Here is a 7,194-nt window from a genome sequence, read left to right as displayed (position 1 = left end):
CTACTGTACTTTTAGCTTGGGCGGCAATTATATCTGAGGGGTGAAAATAGGGGGAATTCCAAAAGTCGTAGGTGGCACTCGCTGCGGCTAGATTTCCCGAAGCTTGTGGCACACTTGTACTAGGTTGACTGGCCAAGTTTTCTACGATACTGATTAACCTTTTCTTTCTTCTGGTGTCCCCTAGGTCTGCATATTGTAATTCTTGGGCTGCCCATTTCTCCATTTTTTTGCTTACCTCCACCTTAATTCCTTCTTTCAAAACTATACCTATCAATCGTTTCCCCTTTTTTTAAGTTTCTTCTCTTTTTGTTAAGAAAGATCTGACTAATGGATAGCTTAATAAGGGGGGCATCTGACAACTTTTAACGGCTACCTACTTACTTCTTTTCAACCGGCCTCGAAAACAGTTTTGTCAGTCCCTCAGTCCCTTGGCACAATCCATCTATTGGCGGGGAAAACACTGCATGGTTCCGAAAAAATCACCACGAATTCCTTTAGAATTGCACCAGATTAAGGCTCACGAGTTTTATCAAAAACGGCTGGCATCGGGCAAAGAAGGCAGTGAGATAGATGACTGGCAGCAAGCGAAAGAATATTTGAGCCAACATCCCAGAGCGATTCTTGCTTGGAATCTAAAGATGCCCTATCGCCGGGGAAAAAGGCTAATTAAAAGATTGTTGCTATCGCTCCAGTCTCTTGTCAGAGTTGCTTGGAAACTGCTAATCTTTCCCTTCTGGCTATTTCAGCAAATACCGGGGCTTTTTGCCCGTGAAGACAAAGACAGCCGCACCTTTGCCATTGATGTGGTCAAAACGATTATTTCTGCCCTGGGATTAATTGCTACCCTTTCGGCAGGAATTGGGCTTTTTGTCAATTATCTCAATTCTCAAGCAGAAATACAACTGACTCAGCAACGTCTTATTACCGAGCGCTTCTCGAAAGCTGTCGAGCAAATCGGTAATACTAAAGAGGAGGTGGTAATTGGCGGCATTTACTCCCTAGAGCGAATTGCCAAAGATTCCCCCAAGGATCAATGGACAATTATGGAAGTGCTGACTTCCTACATTCGTAAAAATTCCCCCATTCCCTCGAATATTCAACAACTGGAGCCGGCGGCAAGAGAGAAAGCCCTAGAAAAGCTTCCTTCCGTGAGTATTCCAGTTCAGGCCGCTTTAACGGTAATCGGCCGGCGTAAAGTTGAGAATGACCAAGCCGGGGATAATTTGGCTGAAACAACTGACCCTAATAAAATTAAAATTCTTGATTTAAGTCGGACAAATTTGAGGGGAGCCAAGCTCAACGGAGCCGACCTCAAGGGAGCCAACCTCGACGGAGCCAACCTCAACGGAGCCAAACTCTGGGTAGCCAACCTCAACGGAGCCAACCTCAACGGAGCCAACCTCAACGGAGCCAAACTCTGGGTAGCCTACCTCAACGGAGCCTTCCTCGAAGAAGCCAACCTCAAACGAGCCAACCTCAATGGAGCCAAGCTCATCGGAGCCAACCTCAACCGAGCCAACCTCAACCGAGCCAACCTCAACCGAGCCAACCTCGAAGAAGCCAAGCTCAACGGAGCCATTCTCAACGGAGCCAACCTCAACGAAGCCAACCTCAACCGAGCCAACCTCAACCGAGCCAAGCTCAACCGAGCCAAGCTCAACGGAGCCAACCTCAACCGAGCCAACCTCAACCGAGCCGAGGATCTTTATCCAGAACAAATTAAATCGGCCTGCTTTTGGGAAAGGGCAATATACACGGAAGCCAAGTGGGATAAAGATAAAAAATTATGGGTGGCTGCGGACCGGGAAGCCAATAAACGAGAAATCGACAAACTCAAAAGGGACAAAAACTCAGATCCGCGAAATCCGATCGATTGTAATACTAAATAGGGTTTGCGGCAAAAAGTACGGGCGAAGCATTCGGATAGGAAATCTCCGGTTTCACCGATAGGTTATTGCCCAAATGCTTCGCCCCTACAGGACGCGGGCCGATGAAAACGCAAGGTTTGGAAGCACGATTCTCTCAAAATCTTGCACCTGTTTGGCGAGAAAAGCCACAAAACCCTTACCTTACCTACATTTCACATTTATTCAGCCAACCCTAAATATTATGAAAACTTTTCTGACTTTTCTTCAGCTATTTATGAATGTCTGAATGATGCCCATCTGAAACATAAAAAAGAACTGAATTCCTTGCTTACTCTACCATTTCAGAAGTTGAATAAATCTCAAATTATGAACGTCTAAAGTATAGTTGGTCGTTAATTGCCATGTCTGCTATGATACACTCAGGCCCTGCCGCTTTAGCAAAGATTGATAGTGAACACTCATTATATATGAATAAATATGAATAAATATGAAGTAATTTAAGTTTCCAAGAGAATGAACCCGATCTTTTTTACTATGGGGGTAAAACCGATTTTCAATTTCTCAGCTTGAAAGGTGAACCCAGATTAAGCTATCTGAACTATAAGAGGACAAGCCAATGTTTGAAGATTTTACCTATATTACCGATGAGGCTTTTTTAGAGAATTATTGGTGGGAAGAAAAAGTTATCTGTTCCCACTGCCAAGGCAAAGGAAGAATCTATCTAGAGACAGAGAATGAATCCGTCCCCTGTAAATTCTGTGAAGGTGAAGGCATTATTCAACGAAAACAAAAGGAGACTAACTATTCCTAAAAATCTGTATAATTAGATACCATATATTAAAAATATTCTTGAGTTAAAACCTCGGGCTGACATTGTTTAATTTCGCTGTTAATCCCCACGGCAGATTCCGATTGTAGGTCTTCGATATAACCGGATTGATGGGATAAAGCTTCAGAAAAACTCTCAAACGGACCGAAATAATAGAGACATTTCGGCTGAGTGGTGGTGATCTCTATCCACCAGGGTTGAGGTGGTAAACTAGGCTTAATGGAGACAATTTCTGGGTCAAGAGGCTTTATACTGAGAATCCTGGCACCTTGGCGCAGGAGGCGCTGTGTTTCTTGACTCATGCGGCTTTTAGGTACTCGCAGGACTGTCCGGGAGAAGCGTTGAGGCAAAGAGCCAGAAGAACCGGAAAAAACAACTTCATAGAGAAATATTTGATTCTCTCCCTGATTATTAGCCTCTAGCATACAGAAAAGATTCTCTTTTGGGGGTAAGGGTTAAAAAAAACAGACGCTACTTTGAGCAGATGACTCAAGCAAAATCATCTCCTAACAGAGTAGCGCATCTTGATACCATAGCATAGAGCGGCAAAAAGTTAGGTTTTGACCTATTCTCCCCTCACAGCATGGCTTAAGGGGAGATTCTTCCACAGGAAGAACCCGATAGAGTTCTTTATGATGCTGTAGCCGGATATATGGCTGTTATCTTAATGGTGAGGTACAAAGTTTTTGTTTTCGGGAGTCGGTCGTCGATGCCCAATCCTGTTATACTTCATCTTTATGATAAACAATGTTAATAATATTGACGACAAATAGAGTTTTTTACCAAATATGCAGCCACCAAAATTAAGCTTAGGAACCAGATTATTTTTATCCCATCTCCTCGTTATGGTGGTGGGATTGAGTAGCTTTATTATCATTGCTAAATTATCTTCTCCCCGAATGTTTGTTTTGCGTTTGGAACAGTTAGAAAGGCAGGGATTTTTTACCGTGCGCTCGGCAAGAACTTTCTTGGTTAGGGGTTTTGAGACGGCTTGGGATAGTAGTGCTATTTGGTCATTTATTGCGGGAGGAAGTGCAGCTGGTTATCTGAGTTTTTTGGTTTCTCAACGCATTATGAAACCGGTAAAACAAATGAAACAAATCACTAAAAATTTTGCGGAAGGGGATTTATCGGCGCGAGTTCCAGAAAGCGAAATCCCAGAATTAAATCAATTAGCCATCAGTTTTAATCAGATGGCGATTAGTTTAGCCGATGTGGAAAAACGTCGCCAGGAATTAATCGGTGATCTTACCCACGAATTACGCACCCCTTTAACTGTGGTACGGGGATATCTGGAAGAATTAGCCGATGGTGCGATCGAACCTAATCCAGAACTTTATCAGAAATTAGTGAAAGAAACCCGCCGGTTAGAACGTTTAACCCACGATCTACAGGAGCTATCGCAAGCGGAATCTGGTTATCTCTCGATTAAACTGCAACCTGTTAATTTATTAACTTTGTTAAATTCTCTTATCGAAAAATTTGCCGATCAATTATTAGAAGATGGACCGACTTTACAGTTAGATTGTCCCCCCAATTTACCATCTGTCATGGCCGATCCCGATCGCCTCGAACAAATTTTAGTTAATCTGCTCGGTAATGCCATTCGTTACACCGATCATGGTGCAATTACCCTGCAAGTGACAAGGGACAAAAATCGCCTACAAATTGCCGTTATCGATACAGGAATCGGCATCGCAGCAGAAGATTTACCCTTTATTTTCGATCGCTTTTGGCGGGCCGATCGTTCTCGTTCCCGTTATTCTGGGGGTAGTGGTATTGGTTTAGCGATTACCCGTCGTTTAGTGGAATTACACCAAAGTCAAATGGAGGTAGAAAGTGAATTAGGTAAAGGCAGCACTTTTCGTTTTTCCCTAGCAATATCTCCGAATTGGGAGTAGGGGTTTTTTTAGTGATCGGTAAACAGTAATCGGTAAGGGGAGACGGGAGAAAGGGGAGATGGAGCGGGAAGAGAGAGTTTGAGCATTTGTACTAAAATATTTAATAGACATCTCCAAAAATTATAACCCAATCACAGCGGCTCTTCGTTACTTGTTATGGTTCGATAGGGGGGCATAAATCAACAAAATCTTTATCTGGTAAGGGATTTAATTGATTAGTTCGCTTTAGATAAAAAACAATTGATAAAAATCGCCCAATGTCTTTCTCTATAAGGGTTCCATCCCTTATAACTCCCGTCTATTGCATAAGACAAACCGAAGAACCATCACAGCTTGCTTTTAGCTTTTGTACTAACTAAGTAGTTCTAAGCTGAAATGTGTATCTATCGTTGCTAATTCAATTTCACTGAAAAAATATGAAACAATTAAAATCATTTTTATTTGCTTAGATTCCTTAACTAGAAAAACTTTTAGTCTTAAGATATAGTCATTTCAGATAATTCTGATACAGTCTAGACTGGTTGAAACCTTATGAACTCTGGCATTGATATTCTCAATCCTAATTGAAATGACTATAATATTAGGTGGAGGTTTAATAGGCAGTTTCAATGCAGTGCAGCTGATAACGAGATGACTATTCAGGGGAAGACAAGTCGCGGAAAATCTGGCTGGCGATGGCTGCACTCCGGCGAATTTGTTCAATTTCGGAAAGACTTTGCCAATCTTCGGTGTCTATAGTGGTTTTGCTCTGGCCATTACGCATAGTATAGGCGTAGGGACGGGCAAAAACCTGTAAATCTTCTGGAGACCATTGGGGAAAAAGCTCGCTAAGACAAACAACAAGGCGATCGAAGTTATCTAATTGACTATTAACTAGATTTTCAGCACTTTCTACTAGACGATTTAAATGTTCGGCTGGCAGTAAAGAGGCAAATTTATCAAAGATATTAGACCGGGATGAAAGGGAAACTGTCGGGAATTTTTGGTGTAAACTGCTAAAGAATCTATGAGATTGTGCCTCGATCGCCGTCGCTTCTAGTCCTTCACACAGAGAAAAAGGCGTTTCCGTCACGTCTAAGGGATCATGACTCTCAACAGCGGTTACATCCCAGGGATAGGTGACTTCTTCTTCGATCAGGATTGCCAGAAGTTCCGCGTTAATCTGTTCGGATAGGGATAAATCGCTCATAATTTTAGCCTTTGTGGTGTTCAATGAGTAACTACATCTCGGTTTTGACAATTCCCGAAGCTATCAACAGACTTCTGCTGGAAGTCAGACGAGAGGCACTCTTGCCATAGTAGCAATAATTAGGGTTTGCTGAAAAAGCTTTTCGGTGGTGGCAGGGTGTGGGGTGTGGGGTGTGGGGTGTGGGGTTTTACCGATTTTGAGGTAGTCAGTTGCCTAATTTTCAGGGAAAAAGTCCCGGAATTTTGCCCCCGATCCCCGCCATGTCTGGCACTTTTTGAGGGAAAAAAAGTCTAAAAGTCTTATCCAACAAGGTTTTTAGATTTATTCAGCAAGCCCTAATTAACCCCTGCATATTATTATTGATTACGATCAGAAAAGTGGCATAAACTTCTCAACGCCTGAATTTGGAACAAGCTGACATCCTCTGCTGGAATGTAAGTGATAAGTTTTACCGCTCGAATCTGTCTTCCTCTCTGTGTTCTTTCTGTCTCTGTGGTTTATCCTTAATCTTTCTGGGATCACCTGAGAAAAACTGTATGCTAGGCCATATTTAACATTTAATATAGCGCTTTTCACGTTACTGAGGTATCGACAAGTTTTGCCAACAAAGGGTTTAAGCTCCTTGCCCACACCTCATTCTGAGGAAAACTGCTATAATTTAATAATTCAATATTTAATCATATATCACAATAGACTATATTACTACTGGACTTAAAGTGGCTTTTTTAATTCCGCCAGGACGATTAACAAGTGTCGAATCATCTGTAATCAATGCACGTTTAGGAAATATCTCACCAGAAAGTAAAAATCTTTTAATCAATTGGCTAAGAAAATCAAATTATTGTTGTCTGCTAGGCTTCGCCGCTCTTCGAGAACGCAGTGCCTTCGGCAACGCCGTCATCTTATTGATTAAACTTTAAAAATGCGATCATGTATTGCCGTTGTCAACGAAATAGCCGATTTTTCCGATTTTCACCTCTCGATCGCAAATTTAAAAGGAACCCTCAAGATGACCCAAGACAAACCGATCCAACGCCAAATTCTACCGATTCCCGACTTGACCCCCTTCGGTCTAACCACCTATGATGCCAAGAATCCCGACACCCACTATCCCCCGATTCGAGATATCCGACCGCCGGCCGGCGCCCCCAACGTGCTGATCGTGCTGCTCGATGACGTGGGTTTTGGAGCCGCTAGTGCCTTCGGTGGTCCCTGCAATACCCCCACTTTCGAGCGATTAGCGGCGGCTGGGTTAAAATACACCCGTTTTCATACCACTGCCCTCTGTTCTCCCAGTCGTGCGGCTTTGCTCTCCGGAAGGAATCATCACTCGGTGGGCATGGGCAACATCACCGAAACCGCCACCTCCGCCCCCGGACAAAGTTCCGTCCGCCCCAACACCAAAGC

General features: G+C 43.0%; 7 protein-coding genes and 1 pseudogene. 5 read left to right on the top strand and 3 right to left on the bottom strand.

Annotated features, from left to right (window positions below; genetic code table 11):
* The coding region (locus tag IQ224_RS19845; RefSeq protein WP_130757148.1) for a transposase at positions 1 to 223 on the bottom strand (223 nt) is incomplete at its 3' end.
* Between the two features lie 241 nt (positions 224 to 464).
* Here IQ224_RS19845 and IQ224_RS19840 point away from each other — a divergent pair.
* The 3 genes and pseudogenes from IQ224_RS19840 to IQ224_RS19830 all read left to right on the top strand — a co-directional run bounded on the left by IQ224_RS19840 (position 465) and on the right by IQ224_RS19830 (position 2,679).
* On the top strand, positions 465 to 1,889 hold the full coding sequence (locus IQ224_RS19840) for a pentapeptide repeat-containing protein (RefSeq protein WP_194033396.1): 1,425 nt from the start codon (positions 465 to 467) through the stop codon (positions 1,887 to 1,889).
* Between the two features lie 213 nt (positions 1,890 to 2,102).
* Positions 2,103 to 2,246: pseudogene (locus tag IQ224_RS19835) on the top strand (IS630 family transposase); the annotation flags it as partial.
* A gap of 238 nt (positions 2,247 to 2,484) precedes the next feature.
* On the top strand, positions 2,485 to 2,679 hold the full coding sequence (locus IQ224_RS19830; RefSeq protein ID WP_002737105.1) for a hypothetical protein: 195 nt from the start codon (positions 2,485 to 2,487) through the stop codon (positions 2,677 to 2,679).
* A gap of 26 nt (positions 2,680 to 2,705) precedes the next feature.
* Here the strand turns inward: IQ224_RS19830 and IQ224_RS19825 are convergent, their stop codons facing one another.
* Entirely contained in the window at positions 2,706 to 3,122 is a 417-nt protein-coding gene (locus tag IQ224_RS19825; protein ID WP_002743011.1) for a DUF1816 domain-containing protein, read from the bottom strand.
* A 363-nt stretch (positions 3,123 to 3,485) separates the two neighbouring features.
* Here IQ224_RS19825 and IQ224_RS19820 point away from each other — a divergent pair, with 363 nt between their 5' ends.
* Positions 3,486 to 4,598: a cell wall metabolism sensor histidine kinase WalK gene (locus IQ224_RS19820; RefSeq protein WP_002743013.1), complete on the top strand. Its 1,113-nt coding sequence runs from the start codon at positions 3,486 to 3,488 to the stop codon at positions 4,596 to 4,598.
* A gap of 634 nt (positions 4,599 to 5,232) precedes the next feature.
* Here IQ224_RS19820 and IQ224_RS19815 read toward each other — a convergent pair.
* Positions 5,233 to 5,787, bottom strand: coding sequence for a hypothetical protein (locus IQ224_RS19815; RefSeq protein ID WP_194033395.1), 555 nt, complete (start codon positions 5,785 to 5,787; stop codon positions 5,233 to 5,235).
* Between the two features lie 922 nt (positions 5,788 to 6,709).
* On the opposite strand from IQ224_RS19815, the gene IQ224_RS19810 reads away from it, so the two are divergent.
* The coding region (locus IQ224_RS19810) for a sulfatase-like hydrolase/transferase (RefSeq protein WP_370583156.1) at positions 6,710 to 7,194 on the top strand (485 nt) is incomplete at its 3' end.

Source organism: Microcystis sp. LEGE 00066 (genome assembly GCF_015207925.1).
Taxonomy (GTDB): Bacteria; Cyanobacteriota; Cyanobacteriia; order Cyanobacteriales; family Microcystaceae; genus Microcystis; species Microcystis ichthyoblabe_A.
Note: the sequence above shows the minus strand (reverse complement) of the source record. Positions and strands in the feature narration are given on the sequence as shown.

Coding starts and splice junctions, on each gene's coding strand:
- IQ224_RS19840 (WP_194033396.1), top strand. CDS start 465: ATGGTTCCGAAAAAATCACCACGAATTCCTTTAGAATTGCACCAGATT.
- IQ224_RS19830 (WP_002737105.1), top strand. CDS start 2,485: ATGTTTGAAGATTTTACCTATATTACCGATGAGGCTTTTTTAGAGAAT.
- IQ224_RS19825 (WP_002743011.1), bottom strand. CDS start 3,122: ATGCTAGAGGCTAATAATCAGGGAGAGAATCAAATATTTCTCTATGAA.
- IQ224_RS19820 (WP_002743013.1), top strand. CDS start 3,486: ATGCAGCCACCAAAATTAAGCTTAGGAACCAGATTATTTTTATCCCAT.
- IQ224_RS19815 (WP_194033395.1), bottom strand. CDS start 5,787: ATGAGCGATTTATCCCTATCCGAACAGATTAACGCGGAACTTCTGGCA.